At 68.6% G+C, this 20,844-nt stretch carries 20 protein-coding genes; 15 read left to right on the top strand and 5 right to left on the bottom strand.

What is annotated here, in order from left to right; translation table 11 throughout:
- Positions 1 to 205: 205 nt before the first annotated feature.
- The 4 genes from ACZY0B_RS18355 to ACZY0B_RS18340 all read left to right on the top strand — a co-directional run bounded on the left by ACZY0B_RS18355 (position 206) and on the right by ACZY0B_RS18340 (position 4,991).
- A complete protein-coding gene (locus ACZY0B_RS18355) occupies positions 206 to 1,351 on the top strand; it encodes an LLM class flavin-dependent oxidoreductase (RefSeq protein WP_463765620.1) in 1,146 nt (381 codons plus the stop codon).
- A 2-nt stretch (positions 1,352 to 1,353) separates the two neighbouring features.
- Complete coding sequence (locus ACZY0B_RS18350; protein WP_463765619.1) at positions 1,354 to 2,694, top strand: MFS transporter; 1,341 nt, start codon at positions 1,354 to 1,356, stop codon at positions 2,692 to 2,694.
- 91 nt (positions 2,695 to 2,785) lie between these two features.
- Entirely contained in the window at positions 2,786 to 3,526 is a 741-nt protein-coding gene (locus ACZY0B_RS18345) for a class I SAM-dependent methyltransferase (protein WP_463765618.1), read from the top strand.
- A gap of 109 nt (positions 3,527 to 3,635) precedes the next feature.
- Positions 3,636 to 4,991, top strand: a complete 1,356-nt coding sequence (locus ACZY0B_RS18340; protein ID WP_463765617.1) for an amino acid permease — start codon at positions 3,636 to 3,638, stop codon at positions 4,989 to 4,991.
- A 6-nt stretch (positions 4,992 to 4,997) separates the two neighbouring features.
- Here ACZY0B_RS18340 and ACZY0B_RS18335 read toward each other — a convergent pair whose 3' ends face one another.
- Entirely contained in the window at positions 4,998 to 5,393 is a 396-nt protein-coding gene (locus ACZY0B_RS18335) for a nitroreductase family deazaflavin-dependent oxidoreductase (RefSeq protein ID WP_463765616.1), read from the bottom strand.
- 99 nt (positions 5,394 to 5,492) lie between these two features.
- Here ACZY0B_RS18335 and hemL point away from each other — a divergent pair, with 99 nt between their 5' ends.
- From hemL to ACZY0B_RS18300, 7 genes are read left to right on the top strand one after another with little or no spacing between them, the layout of a single operon-like run.
- Complete coding sequence (gene hemL / locus ACZY0B_RS18330) at positions 5,493 to 6,836, top strand: glutamate-1-semialdehyde 2,1-aminomutase (protein ID WP_463765615.1); 1,344 nt, start codon at positions 5,493 to 5,495, stop codon at positions 6,834 to 6,836.
- A complete protein-coding gene (locus ACZY0B_RS18325) occupies positions 6,836 to 7,444 on the top strand; it encodes a histidine phosphatase family protein (protein WP_463765614.1) in 609 nt (202 codons plus the stop codon). The genes hemL and ACZY0B_RS18325 overlap by 1 nt, the downstream gene beginning before the upstream one ends.
- A gap of 2 nt (positions 7,445 to 7,446) precedes the next feature.
- On the top strand, positions 7,447 to 8,079 hold the full coding sequence (locus tag ACZY0B_RS18320) for a TlpA disulfide reductase family protein (RefSeq protein WP_463765640.1): 633 nt from the start codon (positions 7,447 to 7,449) through the stop codon (positions 8,077 to 8,079).
- Positions 8,076 to 8,855: a cytochrome c biogenesis CcdA family protein gene (locus tag ACZY0B_RS18315; RefSeq protein WP_463765613.1), complete on the top strand. Its 780-nt coding sequence runs from the start codon at positions 8,076 to 8,078 to the stop codon at positions 8,853 to 8,855. The genes ACZY0B_RS18320 and ACZY0B_RS18315 overlap by 4 nt, the downstream gene beginning before the upstream one ends.
- Before the next feature lie 47 nt (positions 8,856 to 8,902).
- Positions 8,903 to 10,507, top strand: a complete 1,605-nt coding sequence (locus tag ACZY0B_RS18310) for a cytochrome c biogenesis protein ResB (RefSeq protein WP_463765639.1) — start codon at positions 8,903 to 8,905, stop codon at positions 10,505 to 10,507.
- On the top strand, positions 10,504 to 11,490 hold the full coding sequence (ccsB, locus tag ACZY0B_RS18305) for a c-type cytochrome biogenesis protein CcsB (RefSeq protein WP_463765612.1): 987 nt from the start codon (positions 10,504 to 10,506) through the stop codon (positions 11,488 to 11,490). The genes ACZY0B_RS18310 and ccsB overlap by 4 nt, the downstream gene beginning before the upstream one ends.
- Positions 11,491 to 11,522: 32 nt before the next feature.
- Positions 11,523 to 12,818, top strand: coding sequence for a MinD/ParA family ATP-binding protein (locus tag ACZY0B_RS18300; protein WP_463765611.1), 1,296 nt, complete (start codon positions 11,523 to 11,525; stop codon positions 12,816 to 12,818).
- 9 nt (positions 12,819 to 12,827) lie between these two features.
- On the opposite strand, the gene ACZY0B_RS18295 is transcribed toward ACZY0B_RS18300, so the two are convergent.
- The gene (locus tag ACZY0B_RS18295) at positions 12,828 to 12,989 is read right to left on the bottom strand and encodes a hypothetical protein (RefSeq protein ID WP_463765610.1); all 162 of its coding nucleotides are present in this window, start codon (positions 12,987 to 12,989) and stop codon (positions 12,828 to 12,830) included.
- A gap of 46 nt (positions 12,990 to 13,035) precedes the next feature.
- Here ACZY0B_RS18295 and ACZY0B_RS18290 point away from each other — a divergent pair, with 46 nt between their 5' ends.
- Positions 13,036 to 13,407 (top strand): DUF4229 domain-containing protein, encoded by a 372-nt coding sequence (locus ACZY0B_RS18290; protein ID WP_463765609.1) that lies wholly within the window; start codon positions 13,036 to 13,038, stop codon positions 13,405 to 13,407.
- Between the two features lie 2 nt (positions 13,408 to 13,409).
- Here ACZY0B_RS18290 and fabH read toward each other — a convergent pair whose 3' ends face one another.
- Both fabH and ACZY0B_RS18280 read right to left on the bottom strand, forming a co-directional pair.
- On the bottom strand, positions 13,410 to 14,420 hold the full coding sequence (fabH, locus tag ACZY0B_RS18285) for a beta-ketoacyl-ACP synthase III (protein WP_463765608.1): 1,011 nt from the start codon (positions 14,418 to 14,420) through the stop codon (positions 13,410 to 13,412).
- A gap of 100 nt (positions 14,421 to 14,520) precedes the next feature.
- Positions 14,521 to 15,393, bottom strand: a complete 873-nt coding sequence (locus ACZY0B_RS18280) for a 1,4-dihydroxy-2-naphthoate polyprenyltransferase (RefSeq protein ID WP_463765607.1) — start codon at positions 15,391 to 15,393, stop codon at positions 14,521 to 14,523.
- A gap of 34 nt (positions 15,394 to 15,427) precedes the next feature.
- Here ACZY0B_RS18280 and ACZY0B_RS18275 point away from each other — a divergent pair, with 34 nt between their 5' ends.
- Both ACZY0B_RS18275 and ACZY0B_RS18270 read left to right on the top strand, forming a co-directional pair.
- Complete coding sequence (locus ACZY0B_RS18275) at positions 15,428 to 16,204, top strand: S-methyl-5'-thioadenosine phosphorylase (RefSeq protein ID WP_463765606.1); 777 nt, start codon at positions 15,428 to 15,430, stop codon at positions 16,202 to 16,204.
- Entirely contained in the window at positions 16,201 to 17,241 is a 1,041-nt protein-coding gene (locus tag ACZY0B_RS18270) for an NAD-dependent epimerase/dehydratase family protein (RefSeq protein WP_463765605.1), read from the top strand. Before ACZY0B_RS18275 ends, ACZY0B_RS18270 begins: the two co-directional genes overlap by 4 nt.
- 6 nt (positions 17,242 to 17,247) lie before the next feature.
- On the opposite strand, the gene ACZY0B_RS18265 is transcribed toward ACZY0B_RS18270, so the two are convergent.
- Positions 17,248 to 18,789: a DUF7937 domain-containing protein gene (locus tag ACZY0B_RS18265; RefSeq protein ID WP_463765638.1), complete on the bottom strand. Its 1,542-nt coding sequence runs from the start codon at positions 18,787 to 18,789 to the stop codon at positions 17,248 to 17,250.
- A 315-nt stretch (positions 18,790 to 19,104) separates the two neighbouring features.
- Between ACZY0B_RS18265 and ACZY0B_RS18260 the strand changes: the two genes are divergently transcribed.
- Entirely contained in the window at positions 19,105 to 20,841 is a 1,737-nt protein-coding gene (locus ACZY0B_RS18260; protein WP_463765604.1) for a DUF7159 family protein, read from the top strand.
- Positions 20,842 to 20,844 lie beyond the last annotated feature (3 nt).

The raw sequence follows: 20,844 nt of genomic DNA, 5'->3' as shown, positions 1-20,844 counted from the left end.
TTCCGACCCTGCCACGCCGTTTGCAAGGGCATTGTGATCCGGCAGTCATCGACCGGTGACGTCCGCCGCGTGAAGGCCCGCCCGGCCGGATTGAATCTGGCAGGTTTCAACCCTCGCGCGGTGCGGCGGGCTTCGGGAGGCTGGAACTTTCGTGCACGGCTTTTCGGAGTCGGCTTAATGCTGATCAAGAGCGGAAGAGGATTGAATGAGCCTGGCATTTCACTGGTTTTTGCCGACGTACGGGGATTCGCGCAACCTGGTCGCGGGCGGGCACGGCACGTCGATGCACGGCGACCGGCCCGCGACTTTGCGCTATTTGCACCAGATTTGCGCCGCCGCCGAAGACAACGGCTTTGAGGCGGTGCTCACACCGACCGGATTGTGGTGTGAGGACGCGTGGTTGACGACCGCGATGCTGATCGAGCGGACCGAGACGCTGAAGTTCCTGGTCGCATTTCGCCCCGGGCTGCTCAGTCCCACGCTGGCCGCACAGATGGCCGGCACGTTCCAGCGACACTCGGATGGCCGGCTGCTGCTCAATGTCGTCACCGGCGGCGAACCGCACGAGCAGCGGGCCTACGGGGATTACCTGGACAAGCGAGCGCGCTACACGCGTACCGCCGAGTTCTTGAATGTGGTGCGGCAACTGTGGACTTCGAAGGAGCCGGTGACGTTCGCCGGTGAGCACATTCAGGTCGAGGGCGCACAGCTCAACAACCCGCCGGACCCGGTGCCCGCGGTGTTCTTCGGTGGATCGTCGGGATCGGCGGGGCCGGTTGCCGCCGAATACTCCGATGTCTACCTCACCTGGGGTGAACCGCTGGCGGCCGTCGGCGAGAAATTGGACTGGGTGCGAGGGCTGGCCGCCGATGCCGGCCGGACCCTGCAATTCGGTTTGCGGATCCACGTGATCAGCCGCCCCACCGCCGAGGAAGCGTGGGCCGAAGCCGACCGGCTGCTGTCGGCGATCGACCCCGCGGATATCGAGCGAGTGCAGGCCAGCTTGGCGCGCAGCGAATCCGAGGGACAGCGCCGGATGCTGAAGTTGCACGGCGGCAACAACAATCGGCTGCTGATCGCGCCCAACCTGTGGGCCGGCGTCGGCCTGGTGCGCGGCGGTGCCGGCACCGCGCTGGTCGGGTCGCACGAGGAGGTCGCCGAGCGGCTGATCGAATACGCCGACCTCGGCATCGACCACTTCATCCTGTCGGGCTATCCGCACTTGGAAGAGGCCTACTGGTTCGGCGAGGGCGTGCTGCCACTGCTCGAGCGCCGGGGCGTGTGGAAACACCCCAACCGCAAGACCCAGCCGGCCTCGGCGACGCCGTTCGCGGTCGCGTCGGCGCAGTAGCCGTGGCGACGACCCTGCCCGACGCGGCGATAGCGGCGCCGGACGTTCCCGACGAATCCGACGCCGACCGCCGCCGCCGGCTGCGGACCGTCGTTGCCGCGAGCCTGCTCGGCACCACGGTGGAGTGGTACGACTTCTTCCTCTACGCCACCGCGGCCGGCCTGGTCTTCAACAAGGTGTTCTTCCCGAACGCGACTTCTCTGGTGGGCACGCTGCTGGCGTTCGCGACTTTCGCCGTCGGGTTCGTGATGCGGCCCATCGGCGGTCTGGTGTTCGGCCACATCGGAGATCGCATCGGCCGCAAGCGCAGCCTGGCGCTGACGATGCTGATCATGGGCGCCGCGACGGCGCTGATCGGGGCGCTGCCGACCGCGGCCCAGATCGGGGCTTGGGCGCCGGTGCTGCTGCTGGTGCTGCGCGTACTGCAGGGCTTTGCGCTCGGCGGCGAGTGGGGTGGCGCGGTGCTGCTGGCCGTGGAGCACAGCCCCGGCGACCGGCGCGGCCGCTACGGGGCGATCCCGCAGATCGGCTTGGCGCTGGGCCTGGCGCTGGGCACCGGCATCTTCGCCTTCCTTCAGGTCGCCTTGGGCCCGACGCGTTTTCTCGCCTACGGCTGGCGCATCGGCTTCCTGCTGAGCGTGGTGCTGGTGGTGATCGGCATCGTGGTGCGATTGCGGGTCGAGGAGACCCCCGCCTTCCGGCAGTTGCGGGACCTCGAGGCCGCGTCCACCGCGCCCATCCGGGAAGTGCTCCGCGAACCTCGGTCCCGGCGAAATACGTTGCTGGGACTGCTGTCTCGCTGGGCCGAGGGCTCGGCCTTCAACACCTGGGGTGTGTTCGCGATCAGCTACGCCACCGGCGCGTTGGGCTTCAACAAGGTGTCGGTTCTGGTCGTGGTGACCATCGCCGCCCTGCTGATGGCGGTGCTGCTGCCCGTCTCGGGAGCTCTGACCGATCGGTACGGCGCGCGTCGGGTGTACCTGGTGGGTGTGGCTCTCTACGGTCTGGCGGCCTTTCCGGCATTCGCCTTGTTCGGGACCAAGAACCTCGTCTGGTTTGGGCTGGCGATGGTCATCGTGTTCGGTGTCGTGCACGCGCTGTTCTACGGCGCGCAAGGCACGCTGTACTCGTCGCTGTATCCGACCGGCACTCGCTACACCGGTTTGTCGTTCGTCTATCAGTTCTCGGGCGTGTACGCCTCCGGGGTGACGCCGATGATCCTCACCGCGCTGATCGCGGCCGTGGGCGGCGCGCCCTGGCTGGCGTGCGGGTATCTGGTTGCGACGGCGGTGATTAGCGTGTTCGCCACGGCGCTGATCCGCGACCAGGACCTGTATCTGTGAGCTGACCCGCAGTAGACAATCGCGTTCCTCAGTAGGCTGCACTACTAGCAACATGGTTCCCCGTCGGCAGCCGCCAAGGAAGCGAGAAGAAATGACTGACGCGAACGCGGCCGGTTTCGAACCGCTCTACGATCAGGCGGAGCACACCGACCGGCGGATTCCCTGGGACATCGGCGGCCCGCAGCCGGCAGTGCAGCAGCTGGTGGCCTACGGCGGGATCCGCGGCGAGGTGCTCGATCCGGGTACCGGCCCCGGTTACCATGCCATTCATTTTGCAGCGCAAGGATATTCGGCAACCGGGATCGACGATTCGCCGTCGGCTATCGAGCGCGCCAAACGCAACGCCGAGCTGGCAGGGGTGCACGTCGATTTCCAGGTGGCCGACGCCACCAGGCTGGAAGGTTACGAGGGTCGATTCGACACCGTGGTGGACAGCGCGTTTTATCACGTGTTTCTGAATGACGAGGCCATCCAGACGCGGTACGCGCAGGCGCTGCACCGGGCCACCAAGCCCGGGGCGCGTTTGTACATGTTCGAGTTCAGCCCGCACAACGTCAACGGCCTGCAGTGGACAGCCATACCCGCCGACAACTTTGAGCGGGTGCTCGGTGCCAGCGGATGGCGCATCGACTACCTGGGCGGCACGACCTATCAGGCCCGCTTTCTCAAGGAGACGTTCGACGCCATGAAGACGTTTGCGTCCGAGGAGCAGGGCGAGATTCTGGAGCGGATGCGACCGTTGGTGCATCGGCTCGGCGTTATCGACCCACTGCTGGAAGACCACCGGGTGCACCTTCCGGCGTGGTCGGTGGTGGCCACCCGTCTGGACTGAGCACAGTTCGACGGGCGCCCAGGTGGTGCGCCGCCCGCCGATGTGCTGGGGTTGGTGATCAGCACCAGGTGGCAGACAACGACCCAAGGGCCCAGGGAGGCGGCTAGTCATGGCTAGCACTTTGCAACTGCGCCAAGGGCTTTCGCAGCGACAGCTGAGTATGATCGCGCTCGGCGGTGTGATCGGCGCCGGGTTGTTCGTCGGGTCGGGCGTGGTGATCCGCGACACCGGGCCCGCCGCGTTCCTGACGTATGCGCTGTGCGGCGTGCTGGTTGTGCTGGTGATGCGGATGCTGGGCGAGATGGCGGCCGCCAACCCGTCGACCGGATCGTTCGCCGATTACGCGGGGCAGGCGCTGGGCGGCTGGGCCGGGTTTTCGGTGGGCTGGCTGTATTGGTACTTCTGGGTGATCGTCGTCGGATTCGAGGCGGTCGCCGGCGGCAAAGTCCTCAACTACTGGTTCCACGTCCCGCTATGGGTGCTGTCGCTATGCCTGATGGTGCTGATGACCGCGACGAACTTGTTCTCGGTGACATCGTTCGGCGAATTCGAATTCTGGTTTGCCGGAATCAAAGTCGCGACGATTGTGATCTTCCTGGGCATCGGCGCGGTGTTCGTGCTCGGCCTGTGGCCGGGTCACCACGTGGGGTTCGCGAACCTGACGGCGCACGGTGGATTCTTCCCGAAGGGCGTCGGCGCGGTGTTCGCCGCGATCGTGGTGGTGATCTTTTCGATGGTGGGCGCCGAAATCGTCACGATCGCCGCGGCCGAAAGTCGCGACCCCGCCCGCGGAGTCCAACGGGCGACGAGATCGGTTGTCGTGCGCATCGCAATCTTCTTCGTGGGTTCGGTTTTTCTGCTCGTCGTCATCCTGCCGTGGAATTCGGTGGAGCTCGGCGCATCGCCGTACGTCGCGGCGTTCAAGCAGCTGGGCCTGGCCGGCGCGGATCAGGTGATGAACGCGGTGGTGCTCACCGCGGTGCTGTCCTGCCTGAACTCCGGGCTGTACACGGCGTCGCGCATGCTGTTCGTGCTCGCCGCCCGAAACGAAGCCCCGATGCGGCTGGTCAAACTCAGCGGGCGCGGCGTCCCGCACTTCGCCATCTTGTTCTCGTCGGCGATCGGTTTCGCGTGCGTCATCATGTCGTGGCTGGCGCCACGCACGGTATTTCTTTTCCTGCTCAACTCGTCGGGCGCGATCATCTTGTTCGTCTACTGGCTGATCGCGCTGTCGCAGATCATCCTGCGCCGCCGCACACCCGCGGAGAAGCTGCGGGTGAAGATGTGGTTTTTCCCGGTGCTGTCGATCCTCACGCTGGCCGGGATCACCGCCGTGCTGGTGCAGATGGCCTTCGACCGGTCAGCCCGCAGCCAGCTCTGGCTCAGCCTGCTGTCGTGGGCGGTGGTGCTGGCGATCTACGCCGTCGCACGCGCCCGGGGCCGGGTCGGATCCGTCGAACGCTGAACGCCGCTAGGAGGTCCGGGTAAACAGCACCGCCTGCTCGAATGGCATCCTGCCGAAAACCCGCCGCGTCCCGCCGCTCACGTGCTCGGCCGCCTCGTCCCTGGTGACGACCTGGGGGTCGGTGATGCCGAAGGTCTTGCCGTGGCGGCGCATCTGCCCGCCGCCGGCCGCCTTGAGGTTCTTCAACCAGTCGCGGTCCGGGCCGTAGGTGAGCAGCACCGCAATACCGGGCTTGCCGTTGACGGTGGCGTTGAACGCACTCACCGGTGTGCGGAACTCCTTGCCGGACTTTCGTCCGACGTGCTCGATGATGGCGAACGACGGGGCCCAGCCGGCCCACAGCCGCTGAATGGGGTTGGTGACGTGCCGGTTGAAGCGGGCCAGGCCTTCGGGAAGTTGCATACCTCCATCCAACTCGCCGGGCCCGGCCCCCTTCAACCCCGCAACCAACTCTTACACCCTGTAGTTGATCGCTGTTCGCAGGCTGGAACACTGGTCGTCATGGGCAGCACTGATCAGGCCGCCGCTGCGTCCAGGGGGGCCGTGACCGCCTCGGCGCGTCTCTTCGACGCCGCGTGCGCGGTGATCCCCGGTGGGGTGAACTCACCGGTACGTGCCTTCACCGCGGTAGGCGGCACGCCGCGCTTCATCACCGAGGCGCACGGCTGCTGGCTCACCGACGCGGACGGCAACCGCTACGCCGACCTGGTCTGCTCGTGGGGCCCGATGATTCTCGGCCACGCGCACCCGGCAGTGGTCGACGCGGTCGCCAGGGCCGCGGCCTCGGGGCTGTCGTTCGGGGCACCCACTCCCGCGGAGACGGAGTTGGCCACCGAGATCATCGGCCGGGTGCCGGCGGTCGAGCGGCTGCGGCTGGTGAACTCCGGTACCGAGGCCACCATGAGCGCGGTGCGGCTGGCCCGCGGTTTCACCGGGCGCGCCAAGCTCATCAAATTCTCCGGGTGCTATCACGGCCACGCGGACGCGTTGCTGGCCGACGCGGGTTCCGGGGTGGCGACGCTGGGTCTGCCGTCCTCGCCCGGGGTCACCGGCGCCGCCGCGGCCGACACAATTGTGTTGCCTTACAACGATATTGATGCGGTACACGAGACGTTCGCCCGGTTCGGCGACCAGATCGCCGCGGTGATCACCGAGGCCAGCCCCGGCAACATGGGCGTCGTCCCGCCGGGTGCCGGCTACAACGCGGCGCTGCGCGCGATCACCGCCGAGCACGGCGCGCTGCTGATCATCGACGAGGTGATGACCGGCTTCCGGGTCAGTCGAAGCGGTTGGTACGGAATCGATCCGGTCGCCGCCGACCTGTTCACCTTCGGAAAGGTGATGAGCGGCGGGTTGCCGGCCGCCGCATTCGGCGGACGGGCCGAGGTGATGGAGCGGCTCGCGCCGCTGGGCCCGGTGTACCAGGCCGGCACGCTGTCGGGTAACCCGGTGGCGATGGCCGCCGGCCTGGCCACGCTGCGCGCCGCGGACGACGCCGTCTACGCGGCGCTGGACGCCAATGCCGACCGTCTGGCCGGGCTGTTCTCCGAAGCGTTCACCAATGCCGGTGTGCCCCATCAGATTCCGCGGGCCGGCAATATGCTCAGCGTGTTCTTCACGGACACGCCGGTCACCGATTTCGCGTCCGCGCGTAACAGCGAGACCTGGCGCTATCCGCCGTTCTTCCATGCCCTGCTGGACGCGGGCGTGTACCCGCCGTGCAGCGCCTTCGAGGCGTGGTTCGTCTCGGCGGCACTTGACGACACCGCGTTCGAGCGAATCGCGGCCGCGCTGCCCGTCGCCGCGCGTGCGGCCGCGAGCGCGACCCGGGAGGGGAAGTCGTGATGGCCGAGCAAACCCGGGTGCATGTGATGCGGCACGGTGAGGTGCACAACCCCGACGGCATCCTTTACGGCCGGCTGCCCGGATTTCACCTGTCCGACAAGGGCAGAGCGCAAGCGGCTGCGGTGGCCGACGCGCTGGCCGACCGCGACATCGTCGCCGTGATCGCCTCGCCGCTGCAGCGGGCTCAGGAGACCGCCGCGCATATCGCCGCAAAGCACGACCTGCCCGTGGACACCGACCCCGACCTGATCGAATCGGCCAACTTCTTCGAGGGCAAGCGAATGGGTCCGGGCGACGGCGCCTGGCGCGAACCGCGGTTTTGGTGGCAGCTGCGCAACCCGTTCACGCCGTCGTGGGGTGAACCCTATGTCGACATCGCGGCCCGGATGGCGACCGCGGTGGACAAGGCGCGCGCCCGTGGGGCCGGTCAGGAGGTGCTCTGCGTCAGCCATCAACTGCCGGTGTGGACGCTGCGACTGCATCTGACGAGCAAGCGGCTCTGGCACGACCCGCGGCGACGCGAGTGTGGGCTCGCCTCGGTGACCACCCTGGTGTACGACGGTGACCGGCTGGTCGACGTCGAGTACTTCGAACCGGTGGTCACTTGACCATGTTTCGGTTGGCGATCGCCGGGGCGGTGTTGGTGACGCTGCTCGCGGGCTGCTCCGCTGGCCACGACGCCGTCGCGCAGGGCGGCACCTTCGAGTTCGTCTCGCCCGGCGGGAAAACCGACATCTTCTACGACCCGCCCTCGAGTCGAAGCCGTCCGGGCCCGCTGTCCGGGCCGGATCTGGCCGACCCCGCGCACACGCTGTCGCTCGACGATCCGATCTTTTCGGGCAACGTCGTCGTCATCAACGTCTGGGGCCAGTGGTGTGGGCCGTGCCGCGCCGAAGTCACCCAGCTGCAGCAGGTGTATGACGCCACCCGCGAGTCCGGGGCGTCGTTCCTCGGCATCGATGTGCGCGACAACAACCGTCAGGCGGCGCTGGACTTCGTCAACGATCGCTCCGTCACGTTCCCGTCGATCTACGACCCGGCGATGCGCACCCTGATCGCGTTCGGCGGCAAGTACCCGACCACCGTCATCCCGTCCACGCTGGTGCTCGATCGCCAGCACCGCGTTGCGGCGGTGTTCCTGCGCGAATTGCTGGCGGCCGACCTGCAGCCCGTGGTGCAGAAGCTGACCCAGGAAGCGCCGCCCGGGCTGAGCACGCCGAGTCGACCGGGTTCGCCTCGATGACCGGTTTCGCACAGACCGCCGCCGCCGGGCCCCTGCTGGTGGCGCTGGGTGCCTGCATGCTCGCGGGGCTGGTGTCGTTCGCCTCGCCCTGCGTGGTGCCGCTGGTGCCCGGCTACCTGTCGTATCTGGCCGCGGTGGTCGGAGTGGACGAGCAGCCGGTATCGGGCGCGATCAAAGCCCCGCCGGCGGCCCGGTGGCGAGTCGCCGGATCGGCGGCGCTGTTCGTCGCCGGATTCACCACCGTGTTCGTCCTCGGCACCGTCGCCGTGCTCGGCATGACGACGACGCTGATCACCAACCAGCTGGTGCTGCAGCGGGTCGGGGGCGTGCTGACCATCGTGATGGGACTGGTGTTCGTGGGCCTCGTGCCGGCCCTGCAGCGTCAGGTCCGGTTCAGCCCGCAACAGCTGACGACGGTCGCCGGGGCGCCGCTGCTCGGCGCGGTGTTCGCGCTCGGCTGGACGCCGTGTCTGGGCCCCACCCTGACCGGGGTGATCACCGTTGCCTCGGCCACCGACGGCGCCAATGTCGCGCGCGGAATCTTGTTGGTGGTCGCTTATTGCCTGGGCCTGGGTATCCCGTTCGTGCTGCTAGCGTTCGGCTCGGCGCGCGCGGTCGACGGCCTGGCCCTGCTGCGACGGCACACCCACGCGATCCAGATCTTCGGCGGTGTGCTGCTGATCGCGGTCGGGGTGCTGCTGGTCACCGGCGTGTGGAACGACTTGGTCTCCTGGCTGCGAGACGCCTTCGTCAGCGACGTGAGGTTGCCGATTTGAGACAGCTTCTTGCTTGGACGCGCAACACCTGGCGCGCGCTGACCTCGATGGGCACCGCGCTGGTGCTGTTGTGCCTGCTGGCACTCGGCGCGATACCCGGAGCGCTGCTGCCGCAGCGCAGCCTCAACGCCGGCAAGGTCGACGAGTACCTGGCTGCGCATCCGACGATCGGCCCGTGGCTGAACCGGCTGCAGGCCTTCGACGTGTTCTCCAGCTTCTGGTTCAGCGCCATCTACGTGCTGCTGTTTGTCTCCCTCGTCGGCTGCCTGACCCCGAGGATGATCGAGCACGCCCGCAGCATGCGCGCGACGCCCGTCGCCGCCCCGCGCAACCTGGCCCGGCTGCCCAAGCACACCAGCTCGGAGCTGACCCTCGCCAACGAGGCCGACGTCAACGCCGTCGCGAACACGATCGCCGGCCGGCTGCACGGCTGGCGCACCGCCATTCGCCATGAAGACGACGGTGCCGTCGAGGTGTCCGCCGAGAGGGGCTACCTGCGCGAGTTTGGCAACATCGTCTTCCACTTTTCGCTGCTGGGCCTGCTCGTCGCGGTCGCCGTCGGCAAGCTGTTCGGCTACGAGGGCAACGTCATCGTGATCGCCGACGGCGGCCCCGGCTTCTGCTCGGCCTCGCCGGCCGCGTTCGACTCGTTCCGCGCGGGAAATACCGTCGACGGCACCTCGCTGCACCCAATCTGCGTGCGGGTCAATGACTTTCAGGCTCACTACCTGCCGTCGGGACAGGCTACGTCGTTCGCCGCCGACATCGACTACCAGGACGGCCGCGACCTGGCGGCCAACAGCTGGCGGCCCTACCGGCTCGAGGTCAACCACCCGCTGCGCATCGGCGGTGACCGCGTGTATCTGCAGGGCCACGGCTACGCGCCCAGCTTCACCGTGAGGTTCCCCGACGGGCAGACCCGCACCTCGACCGTGCAGTGGCGGCCCGACAACCCGCAGACCCTGCTCTCGTCGGGGGTGGCGCGCATCGACCCGCCGGCCGGCAGCTATCCCAACGCCGTCGAGCGCCGTAACCACGAGATCGCGATCCAGGGCCTGCTGGCGCCCACCGAGCAACTCGACGGCGCCCTGTTGTCGTCGCGGTTCCCGGCGCTGAACGCGCCCGCGGTGGCCGTCGACATCTACCGCGGCGACACCGGCCTGGACACCGGGCGCCCGCAGTCGTTGTTCTCGCTGGATCCCCGGCTGATCGAGCAGGGCCGGCTGACCAAGGAGAAGCGGGTCAACCTGCGCGCCGGTCAGGAGGTGCGCATCGAGGCGGGTCCGGCGGCGGGCACCACCGTCCGCTTCGACGGCGCCGTGCCGTTCGTCAACCTGCAGGTCTCCCACGACCCCGGCCAGATCTGGGTGCTGGTCTTCGCGGTCACGATGATGGCCGGGCTGCTGGTGTCGCTGCTGGTGCGCCGCCGCCGGGTATGGGTGCGCCTCATTCCGGTCACAGAGCCGGCCGACCAGGCCCCCGGTACCGTGAACGTCGAGCTGGGCGGCTTGGCCCGCACCGACAACTCCGGTTGGGGCGACGAGTTCGAAAGGCTCGCCGAGCGCTTGTTGACCGGGCTTGGTGGATCCGGCCCCGCCGACCGGGCCGAACCCCCAGCGTCCAGAAGGAGTTCTGAGGTGGACGTCACATGAACACGCTGCACGTCAATATCGGCCTGGCGCGCTACTCCGACTGGGCGTTCACCTCGGCGGTGGTGGCTCTGGTCGTCGCCCTGCTGCTGCTGGCCTTCGAGCTGGCCTACGTCGGCGGCCGGCGAGCCGACAACCGCGCGCGGGTCCTGGCCGCTTCCGTCGCGGCCGACAGCGCCACCCCCGGCATCGTCGACGAAGTCGAGGCGCGGCCGTTCGACGAACGCGTCGGGCGGGCCGGCCTGGCGGTGGTCTACCTCGGCATCGGCCTGCTGCTGGCCTGTCTCGTGCTGCGCGGCCTGGCCACCATGCGGGTGCCGTGGGGCAACATGTACGAGTTCATCAACCTCACCTGCCTGTGCGGGCTGATCGCCGGCGCCATCGTGCTGCGCCGCCCGCAGTTCCGCCCGCTCTGGGTTTTCCTGCTGCTCCCGGTGCTGATCCTGCTCACGGTTTCCGGCCGCTGGCTCTACACCAATGCCGCACCCGTGATGCCGGCCCTGCAGTCCTACTGGCTGCCCATCCACGTGTCGGTGGTCAGCCTGGGCTCCGGGGTCTTCCTGGTTGCCGGCATCGCCAGCATCCTGTTCCTGCTGCGTACCTCCCGGTACGGCGAGCCCGCCCCGGAAGACACTGAGGGCACGCTGGCGCGGATCGTGCATCGGCTGCCCGACGCGCAGACCCTGGACCGCATCGCCTACCGGACCACGATCTTCGCGTTCCCCGTGTTCGGCTTCGGGGTCATCTTCGGAGCCATCTGGGCCGAGGAGGCCTGGGGCAGGTATTGGGGATGGGATCCCAAGGAGACGGTTTCGTTCGTTGCGTGGGTCGTATACGCGGCCTACCTGCATGCCAGGTCGACCGCGGGATGGCGGGACAGAAAGGCCGCCTGGATCAACGTGGTCGGGTTCGTGGCTATGGTCTTCAATTTGTTCTTCGTTAACCTGGTGACAGTGGGCCTGCATTCCTATGCGGGCGTGGGCTGACAGTTAGGAATCGACACCGCAACCAAGGGGGAATGCACGTGTCTGAGCAATCATCGAGCGGCGTGGGGGCGCCCGAGCATCCGACGACTGAGTTGTCTCCGCCGGAGCAGCAGTCCGCCGGCGGCCAGTCCGCGGATCCCGGTGCCGAGGCGCCGACTCGAGCCTTCGCCGGCTTCCGCACCGAGCGCCGGGTCCCGGCGGCCGAAAGGCGGGAAGCGCAGCCCGCCGCGCCGCCGCCGCCGGCCGGGATGCCGCCCTGGGATTCCACGCCGGTGACCGGCATCCCGCGGATGGACCCGACCGTGTACGGCGCCTATTACAACGGCCAGGCTGACGCGCCGTCGCCGGAAGCTCCCGCCCCGTACCGCCCCGAGCACGTGCCGCACACGCCCTATCCGGAACTGTCTACCGGAATGCTGCTGCGGCCGATCAAACCGCCGCCCTCGGAGGGATGGCGCCGGTTGGTGTACGTGCTGTCCGGCCGGACGATCAACCTGGGGGAGAGCCCACGGGCCGCCCGGCAGAACAATTTGGTGGCGCAGGTCAACCGGCCGTTGCGCGGCTCCTACCGGATCGCGGTGATCTCGCTCAAGGGTGGCGTGGGCAAAACCACGATCGCTGCGACGCTGGGGGCCACTTTCGCCGAGGTCCGAGGCGACCGGGTGGTGGCCATCGACGCCAACCCCGACCGCGGCACCCTGAGCCAAAAAGTGCCGCTGGAGACTGCCGGCACGGTGCGCCAATTGCTGCAGGACGCCGGGACTGTCGAGCGCTACAGCGATGTCCGCCGATACACCTCGAGGGGCCCCAGCGGATTGGAAGTGCTGGCGTCGGAAAGTGATCCGGCGGTATCGGAGGCATTCAACGCCGACGACTACACCCGCACGCTGGGAATCCTGGAGCGGTTCTACGGCTTGGTGCTCACCGACTGCGGGCCCGGCCTGCTGCACTCGGCGATGTCGTCGGTGCTGGAGAATGCCAACGTTCTGATCGTGGTGAGTTCGGGCTCCATCGACGGCGCGCGCAGTGCCTCGGCAACGCTGGACTGGCTGGACGCGCACGGCCACGAAACGCTTGTTCGCAATTCGATCGCGGTCATCAACGCGGTGCGCCCACGGACCGGCAAGGTCGACATGAACAAGGTGGTCGACCACTTCTCCCGGCGCTGCCGGGCGGTGCGGTTGGTGCCCTACGACGCTCATCTCGACGAGGGCGCCGAGATCCACCTGGATCAGCTGCGGCGGGAGACGCGCGAAGCGCTCGTCGGCTTGGCGGCCGTTGTCGCAGAAGGGTTTCCGGGAGAACAGCTCAACCTGGGCGTCGGGTGACGAAAGCGGTCAGCGGGGATCGTTGTCCCCGTTTTCCAACCGCCGCATGAAGTCTGGATCGTCGTCAGGTCCGATGACGCGCGACTTCGGCCGGTGCGCCTGCGACCGCGCCGCGCGCCAGCCAATGTAGATCAGCGTCCCCAGCACCAGGACGACCACCAGGTAGAGCACTCGACACCTCCTTTGAGCGAATATACCCGCGCCGTAGGCTCGACCTGTGTCAGAAGGGCCGAGCGACAACAGCACTGGGGACAAGCCTGCGGACGGCGTGCCGGAGCGCGGTCGAGATCGCGTCGCCGTCGAGGTTTTGCTCTACGCGGTCGCGCGCCTGCTGCTGGCGGTCGTGCTCACCGGCGTGATCTACCTGGCGGCCCGGCTGCTCGGGGTCAACCAGTTCCCCGTCGTCGTCGCGGCGCTGTTCGCGTTGATCATCGCGATGCCGCTGGGCATCTCGCTGTTCAGCCCGCTGCGGCGGCGGGCCACGGCCGCACTCGCCGTCGCCGGCGAACGCCGTCGCGCCGAACGCGAACAGCTGCAAGCCCGATTGCGCGGCGAGGCGGTACCGGAAGACGAACCCGACCAGAGCTGAGCTCAGCCGTTGGGCATTCGCACGACCTGTGCGGCATAGCTCAGGCCCGCGCCGTATCCGATCAGCAGGGCCAGATCGCCGGGCTTGGACGCCCCGGTGGACAGCAGTTCGGCCATCGCCAGCGGGATGGAAGCAGCCGACGTGTTTCCGGTGTGCTCAATGTCATTGGCGACGATCGCGTCCGGCCGCAAATCCAGGTTCTTGGCCAGTACTTCGTTGATCCGGGCGTTGGCCTGATGCGGGATGAACACGTCGATCTGATCGGACCGCACACCCGCGGCGTCCATCGCCTGGCGCCCGACTTTCCCCATCTCGAATGCCGCCCAACGGAACACCGCGCTGCCTTCGAGCCGAAGAAACGGCCGCGGGCCGGTGGGGTTCTCGGTGTAGGCGATCCAGTCGATGTCCTGGCGGATGGCCATGGCCTGTTCGCCGTCGGAGCCCCAGACAGTCGGGCCAATGCCCTGATCGGGCGTCTCGCCCACCACCACTGCGGCCGCGCCGTCGGCGAAGATGAAGCAGTTGCTGCGGTCGAGCATGTCCACGGTGGGGGATAGTTTCTCCGAACCGATGACGAGCATCTTGGCGACGCTGCCGCCGCGGATCATGTCGGCCGCGACGCCGACCGCGTATCCGAAGCCCGCGCATCCGGCCGAGATGTCGAATGCGGGCACGCCGGTTGCGCCCAGCGCCGAAGCGACCGCCGGGGCACTGGCCGGGGTCTGCAAAAACTGGGTGCTGGTGGCGACGATGACGCCGTCGATGTCGGTCGCTTGCAGTTCGGCCGTTGAAATTGCCTGCCGGCTGGCCTCGATCGACATCGAAGCAACGGATTCGTCGCGGGCAGCGAATCGGCGCGTCTTGATTCCGGTGCGGGTGTAGATCCACTCGTCGGTCGAGTCGATGTTCTGACACAGCTCGTCGTTCGTGACCACCCGTTCGGGGCGGTATGCCCCGACGCTGAGCAATCCGATGTTCTTGGGCCCACTGGTTGCGGCGGCGATCTGCTGCATTGCGCTCCTCGCTCGGTGTCATCCAGCTAGCGGTGTAAGGGCTGTTACACCTGACGCTAACTCGTCATTGGTCGGCGTGTGCCAAATCCCCCCGGGAGCGTCAGTGCGCGAGCGCCAGCGCCGCTGCCACCGCGACCGCCCAGACCAGCATCGCGAGCCCGGTGTCACGCAACACGGGGATCAGCTCGGGGCCGCCGCGCCCGGACCGCACCGGCCCGGCGGCACGCAGCGCGAACGGCGTGGCGACCAGCCCCACCGCACACCACGGCGTGGCCAGCATCAGCACCAGGGTCAGCACCCCGACGGTCGCCAGCAGCCCTTGGTAGAACACCCGGGTGCGGGCGTCGCCGAGGCGTACCGCCAGGGTGATCTTGTGGGCCAGCGCGTCGGTCGGGATATCACGCAGATTGTTGGCCACCAATACCGACGACGACAGCGCACCCGTCGCCACCGCCAGCACCAGCCCAACCCAGTCCACCCGCAACGCCTGGGTGTACTGCGTGCCCAGCACGGCGACCAGGCCGAAGAACACGAACACCGCGACCTCGCCGAAACCCGCATACCCGTAAGGGCGCTTGCCGCCGGTGTACAACCACGCGCCGGCGATGCATGCGACGCCGACCGCGATCAGCCACGGCGCGCTCGTCAGCGCCAGCGTCAGACCGGCCGCCGCGCCCACCGTCAGCGACGCCACCGCGGCGGTCAGCACCGAGCGCGGCGCCGCCAGCCGCGAGCCGACCAGTCGCGCCGGGCCGGTCCGCTCGTCGTCGGTGCCCCGAATGCCGTCGGAGTAGTCGTTGGCGTAGTTGACTCCGATGATCAGCGCGACCGCGACCGCCAGCGCCAGCAGCGCTTTCCACCACACGGCGCAGTGCAGCCAGGCGGTCGCGCCGGTGCCCGCGATCACCGGCGCGACCGCGTTGGGCAGCGTCCGCGGCCGGGCCCCCGAGATCCACTGCGCAAAACTGGCCACCAGGGCATCCTGCCCTATGGACCACAATGGGCGAATGCTCGGAGTGATCGGCGGCAGCGGCTTCTATACGTTCTTCGGCTCCGACGTTCAGCACGTCGACGTCGACACCCCCTACGGGCAGCCCAGCGCCCCGGTCACGGTGGGCACCGTCGGGGAGCACGAAGTCGCCTTCCTGCCCCGGCACGGCGCCACCCACGAATACTCGGCGCACACCGTGCCCTACCGCGCCAACATGTGGGCGCTACGCACGCTGGGCGTGCGCCGCGTGCTTGCGCCGTGTGCGGTGGGCAGCCTGACCCCCGCGCACGGTCCGGGTGCGGTCGTGGTGCCCGATCAGCTGGTGGATCGGACCAACGGCCGCGCCGACACCTACTTCGATTCCGGGGCGATTCACGTCGACTTCGCCGACCCGTATTGCCCGACGCTGCGCGAGGCCGTCACCGGGCTGCCCGACGTGGTCGACGGCGGCACCATGGTGGTGATCCAGGGGCCGCGATTTTCCACCCGCGCCGAAAGCCAATGGTTCGCCTCGGCGGGATTCACCCTGGTCAACATGACCGGATACCCGGAGGCGGTGCTGGCGCGCGAACTCGAAATATGCTATGCGGCAATCGCTTTGGTGACCGACCTGGACGCCGGCGTCAGCGCTGGTGAGGGCGTGAAAGCCGTCGACGTGTACGCGGAGTTCGAAAAGAACATCGAGCTGTTCAAGACGCTGGTGCGCGACGCGATCGGCCGGGTGGCCGTCGAACGCAGCTGCACGCACTGCCTGGCGCACACCGGCGTCACGCTGCCGTTCGAGCTGCCATGAGGGTGTTGCTGACCGGCGCGGCCGGTTTCATCGGGTCACGGGTGGATGCGGCGCTGCGCTCGGCGGGTCATGAGGTGGTCGGCGTCGACGTGTTGTTGCCCGCCGCGCACGGACCAAACTCGTTGCTGCCGAACGGATGTCACCGGGTCGATGTCCGCGACGCCGATGCGCTGGCCCCGCTGCTGGACGGTGTCGATCTGGTGTGTCACCAGGCCGCAATGGTGGGCGCCGGCGTCGACGCGGCCGATGCCCCCGCGTATGGCGGCCACAACGATTACGGCACCACGGTGCTGCTGGCGCAGATGTTCGCCGCCGGGGTACGCCGCCTGGTGCTGGCGTCGTCGATGGTGGTGTACGGGCAGGGCCGCTACCGGTGCCCCGAACACGGGACGGTTGACCCGCTGCCGCGGCGGCGCGCCGACCTCGACGCCGGGGCCTTCGAGCACCGCTGCCCGCTCGGCGGCGAGGAACTCACCTGGCGGCTGGTCGACGAGGACGCTGCCCTGCGGCCGCGCAGCCTGTATGCCGCCAGCAAGACGGCCCAGGAGCATTACGCGCTGGCGTGGTCGGAGTCGACCGGAGGCTCGGTGGTGGCGTTGCGCTACCACAACGTCTACGGCCCGGGCATGCCGCGCGACACCCCGTACTCCGGAGTGGCGGCGATCTTCCGCTCCGCACTGGAAAGGGGCGAGCCGCCAAGGGTTTTCGAGGATGGCGGTCAGATGCGTGACTTCGTCCACGTCGACGATGTGGCGGCCGCCAACCTCGCGGCGGCCCACTTCTTGGAGACCGGCGGCTCCGGCTTCACCGCGGCCAATGTCTGCTCGGGGCGGCCGATTTCGATCCTGGAGGTGGCCGCGGCGCTGTGCGATGCGCGCAATGACGCGGTGTCCCCGGTGATTACCGGGCAGTACCGCAGCGGCGATGTGCGCCACATCGTCGCCGACCCGGCCCGCGCCGCCGAGGTGTTGGACTTTCGCGCGGAGGTTGATCCGCTTGACGGGCTGCGCGAGTTCGCGTTCGCGCCGCTGCGGTAACCCGCGCTACGACGGCTCTTGCGGGGGCCGGTAGATCTGGGGCTTGGAGACGGATATCTGCCCCGTGGCCGAGTCGTCGCCGCGGAAGATCCGCGGCGAGCCGGTTAGTTGCGGTATTGCGGTGGTGGGTGATTCGCCGGTCGGGATGTGGGTGGTCGGCGCGTCAGCGTTCTCCGCGATGGCCCGCCTGCGTGCGGCACGGCGCCGAAGGCGCCGACGGGTGAAGTGTCCGGTGATGATCGCCGCCACCAGGATGCACAGCGCCAGCGCAGCCAGCACGACATCGAAGGTGCTGGTGATCTGCTGGGCGAGATCGTTTCCGTAGACCGGGTTTTGGCTGGCCGCGTTAGGCGGTTCGGAGAACCGCGGCGCCAGCACGACGCCGACGATGACGCGCGAAATGCTCAGCGTGGCAACGAGTCCGCACAGCGTCGTGATCAACCGTGCGGAGGCGGATTCGTTGCGCAGGTTGATCCGCAGCCAGATCGCCAGGGCCGCGGTGGCCGCATCGAAGACGGCCAGCACCACGCTGTCGTACCGCGAGTACGGGTAGTCCAGGCTCACCGCGACGGCGAGGTCGGTGATCCGCATCGCCATCGAGCCCAGGCACCATACGACGATGAGCAGCAAGCCAGTTCGGGCCGACGCCCGCCACGCACCCTCCTCGGACGACACCGTGCGGGCACGGCCGAACAGCGTCCGCGGCACGAAAATCGCTCCGGCCGCCGCCCACGCCAGATAACCCTCGAAGCCCACGCCCGCCGTCGACGTGTTCTGCGCGATGCCATGGAATGCGTCGATGTCGCGGCCGGCCGGGAGGAACCAGACGATGATCCCGGCGACCAGCGTCGAGGCGCCCAGCGCGATCGTGGCCAGCCTGGACGCCCGAGTGCCGCGAAGCAGCCACCTCGAGGCGACGAGCACCGCGATCAACGCCACCAGGCCGTACACCGCCGCCGTCGCGATGACCGCGATGTTCTGCTTGCCGAAGCCGGCCGAGTCGCCCACCGCGTACTTCACCCGCCAGTACAGGATGAAGCCAAAGCTCAGCGCCGCGGCCAACATCGCGACGTAGCCGATGATCTGAGCGGACCGCTGCCGCCCATCGGACGTGTCGTCGTCGGCGGTGGCGGCGCTGCTGACCGACTGCGTGCTCAGCAGCGCACCGGCGACGCCCAGCCAGGCTCCCGGTCCGACGCCGCCCGGCACGGTCACGGTCCCACCGAAGCGGACGGTCTCGAACACGTCGAACCCGACGAACGCGAGCACCAGCAGCAAATAGGGCGCGTTGAGCGCCAGCCGAAGCCCGCGGGTGGTCCGCCCGGAGCCGGGCAACGCGATAGCGATCAGGGAAAGCAGCGTCGCCGCGATCAGCACCGCGAACACGGTCGTGTTGCTGTCGGGGATCGCAATACCGAAGTACAGATTCCACGGCAACAGCGGCGCGAGCAGGAGTAAGACGGCGGCGGTCAGGTCGGCCACGACGTTGCGCTGCCGGCCCGACGCGCCGGCTGCGCGCGGTCCCGGAGCACTCTGCTGCGCCGGCACACCCCTGACGGGGCCGGTAGGCGCCTCGTCGCTGCTCTGACTCACGGTTCCCCCCGGGTATCGAGGACGGTTACGGACGGCGCAAATTCGCTTAGGCGGCCGGGGAACCCCCTGCCGAGGCGACTTCGTTGCTTACTTGGAAACATAATCTCCGTTCGGACGACGCGGGAGTGCGTCCCCCGGGTCTGGGAACGCGGTTACGCTGCGCCTGTAGGCGAACGGGGTCGCCTGAATGATTGTTACTGCCGACGGTACCGAAGTGTAATGATGCCGGGACATGCTGGTTCTGGGGTGGCCAGCCGAAGGAGAGCAGGTATGGACGTCGTTTTGGGGGTCGCTGTCACTGGCCCCGTCGCCCGCTTGGCGCTTGTCGGAGCGGGTCCCGACGGTAGTGACGTGATCGATCAATCCGTCGTCGACCTGGCTAACAACCCGATCGAGCAACTGACCGAGACCGTGGTCGGCACCAATCGGCTGTTGGCGAACGAGAACCACCGGCTGGTCGGGACCCGACTGTGCTGGACGGACCATCCCAGCGCCGACCAGCTGCGCCGGGCGCTGGAGGATTCCGGCGTCCACAACGTCGCGGTGCTGTCGCAGTCGCAGGCCGTCACGGCCCTGATGCGCGCGGCGGGCCGCTCCGGCGGTGTGCTGGTGGTCGACGAGAACACGGCCACGCTGTCGGTGGTGGGCTCGGCCGAAACTGACCCGGACGCGCCGCCCACCATGTTGGCCAGCGAACTGCTGGGCGGCGACGCCGCCGGCACATTGGACACGATGATGGCCCGGCTCGGCGATCACCCGGATGCCCCGAGCGACGTGTACCTGGTGGGCGCCTCGTCGGATCTGACCGGGGTCGCCGACCAGCTTCGCGACGCGACGATGCGGGTGCAGATTCCCGAAGACCCCACCTTCGCGCTGGCCCGCGGCGCCGCGATCGCGGCCGCACCGCCGACCGGAGATTCCACCGCGATGGCTCCGGCGGTCGCGCTGACCGGTGACGAGACCGCGATGGCCCCCGCGGCGGGGCTCACCGGTGACGAGACCGCTATGGCCCCGGCCGGATTCGGCGCTCCGGATGCGGCCGACCAGCAGCTGGCCTACTCGATGGCCGAAGACGACGCCGACCTGCTTGACGGCGAATTCGGCGAATTCGACGACTACTACGACGACGATCCCGACGCCGAGACCGGCCCGCTGAAGCTGAGCCGACGGTCGTTGCTGGTCGGCAATGCCGTGGTCGCGTTCGCGGTCATCGGGGTGGCGTCGTTGGCCGTCGCGGTGGTCGTCGCCGTCCGGCCGACCGCGAGCCAGGAGCCGGTGGTGGGACACCAGAACGCCGCGCCCGGCAAGTTCATGCCGCTGTTGCCGACGCAGCAGCAGGCGCCGGTACCCCCGCCGCCGCCCGAGGCACCCAACGCGGGGTACCAGGGTGGGATCATTCCGGCCCCGGCGCCGCAGGCGCCTGTGGGCCCGGCACCGGTCGCCCCCGCGCCGGTTGTCCCTGGTCTGGTGCCCAACCCGGATGGGCCGATCCCGATCCCGGTGCCGATCATCGTTCCGTACCCGGGCTGGCGCCCACAGCCACCGCCTTGGTATCCGCCGTACACGCCGCCGACCTGGACGACGCCGACGACGCCGACGACGCCGACGACCCCGACCACGACTCCGTACACGCCACCGACGACGCCGACGACCCCGACCACGACTCCGTACACGCCGCCGACGACCTCGACTCCGATCACACCGACGACGACCGTCGCGCCGACGACGACCCCGTACACGCCGATTACGCCGACAACGACCGTCGCGCCGGTTACGCCGACAACGGTTGCGCCGACGACCGTTGCGCCGACGACGGTCGCGCCGACCCAGCAGACTCAGCAGACCCAGCAGCCAACGCAACAGACCCAGCAGCCGACGCAACAGACCCAGCAGCAGACGGTGGCCCCGAAGCCGCCCACGCAACAGCAGACCGTCGCGCCCCAGCCACCGCAGACCGTGGCCCCGAAGCCGCCGTCCGGCGGTGGCCACTCGTCGTCCGGGTTCTGATCC

It is taken from the genome of Mycobacterium sp. IDUB_19, from assembly GCF_055419445.1.
The sequence above is the reverse complement of the archived record's forward strand: the minus strand, read 5'-3'. Positions and strand labels throughout refer to the sequence as shown.